Origin of the sequence: Methylobacterium terricola (assembly GCF_006151805.1) — a bacterium.
Taxonomy (GTDB): Bacteria; Pseudomonadota; Alphaproteobacteria; order Rhizobiales; family Beijerinckiaceae; genus Methylobacterium; species Methylobacterium terricola.
Genome location: NZ_VDDA01000090.1, coordinates 1 through 1,898 on the forward strand (window position 1 = coordinate 1; position 1,898 = coordinate 1,898).

1 protein-coding gene is annotated in these 1,898 nt (G+C 71.3%); it reads left to right on the forward strand.

Going from position 1 to position 1,898, the window contains the following annotated elements:
* Window positions 1–36 precede the first annotated feature (36 nt).
* A partial coding sequence (gene dxs, locus FF100_RS36740) for a 1-deoxy-D-xylulose-5-phosphate synthase (protein ID WP_139040923.1) occupies window positions 37–1,898 on the forward strand: 1,862 nt, incomplete at its 3' end.

Here is a 1,898-nt window from a genome sequence, read left to right on the forward strand (position 1 = left end):
CTTCCCCTCCTCGACCGCGTCCGCGTTCCCGCGGACCTGCGCCAGCTGCCCGAGAGCGACCTGACGCAGCTCGCCGCCGAGCTGCGCACCGAGACCATCGACGCCGTCTCGGTCACCGGCGGCCATCTCGGCGCCGGCCTCGGCGTCATCGAGCTCACCGTCGCCCTCCACTACGTCTTCAACACCCCCGACGACCGCATCATCTGGGATGTCGGCCACCAGGCCTATCCCCACAAGATCCTCACCGGACGCCGCGACCGCATCCGCACGCTCCGCCAGGGCGGCGGCCTCTCGGGCTTCACCAAGCGCTCCGAGAGCCCCTACGACCCCTTCGGCGCCGCCCACTCCTCGACCTCGATCTCCGCCGGCCTCGGCATGGCCATCGGCCGCGACCTCGCCGACGCCGCCGCCAAGGCCCGCGGCGAGACGCCCCCGCGCCGCAACGTGGTGGCCGTCATCGGCGACGGCTCGATCTCGGCCGGCATGGCCTACGAGGCGATGAACAATGCCGGCGCCCTCAAGTCGCGCCTGATCGTCATCCTCAACGACAACGACATGTCGATCGCCCCCCCGGTCGGCGCGATGTCGTCCTACCTCGCGCGGCTGGTCTCGGGCGACACCTACCGCTCGCTGCGCGACACCGCCAAGCAGTTCGGCCGCCTCTTGCCGAAGGCCCTCTACGACACCGCCGCCCGCGCGGAAGAGTATGCCCGCGGCATGCTGGCCGGCGGCGGCACGATGTTCGAGGAGCTGGGCTTCCACTATGTCGGCCCGATCGACGGCCACAACCTCGACCACCTGCTGCCGGTGCTCAAGAACGTGCGCGACGCGCCCGACGGCCCGGTGCTGATCCACGTCGTGACCCAGAAGGGCAAGGGCTACGCGCCTGCGGAGGCCGCCGCCGATCGCGGCCACGCGGTGGTGAAGTTCGACGTGATCTCGGGCAAGCAGACCAAGGCCAAGCCCAACGCGCCGGCCTATACCCGGGTGTTCGGCGAGAGCCTGATCAAGGCGGCGGATGCCGACGAGAAGGTGGTGGCGATCACCGCGGCGATGCCGTCGGGGACGGGCGTCGACCTGTTCTCGAAGGCGCATCCGGAGCGGACCTTCGACGTCGGCATCGCCGAGCAGCACGCGGTGACCTTCGCGGCGGGTCTTGCGACGGAGGGGTTCAAGCCGTTCTGCGCGATCTACTCGACGTTCCTGCAGCGCGGCTACGACCAGCTGGTGCATGACGTGGCTTTGCAGAACCTGCCGGTGCGGTTCGCCCTCGACCGGGCCGGCCTGGTCGGCGCCGACGGCGCGACCCATGCCGGTGCGTTCGACCTCGCGTATCTGTGCTGCCTGCCGAACATGACGGTGATGGCGGCGGCGGACGAGGCCGAGTTGGTGCACATGGTGGCGACGGCGCATGCGCATGACGGTGGCCCGATCGCGTTCCGCTACCCGCGGGGCGAGGGCGTGGGCGTCGAGCTGCCGGAGAAGGGCGAGGCGCTGGAGATCGGCAAGGGCCGGGTGCTGCGTCGTCCGGAGGGGGCGCGGGTGGCGCTCCTGAGCCTGGGCACGCGCCTGGCGGAAGCGCTGAAGGCGGCGGAGCGCCTGGAGGGGGCCGGGATCGGCGTGACGGTGGCGGATGCGCGGTTCGCCAAGCCGCTGGACGAGGCGTTGATCCTGGACCTGGCGGGAAGCCACGAGGTCCTGGTGACCCTGGAAGAGGGGTCGGTCGGCGGCTTCGGGGCGATGGTGCTGCACCTGCTGACGTCGCGCGGGGCGCTGGACGGGGGCAAGGTGCGGGTGCGGACGCTGACGCTGCCGGACAGCTACCAGGACCACGACACGCCGGAGCGGATGTACGCCGAGGCCGGGCTCGACGCGGCCTCGATCGTCAAGGTCGTGGA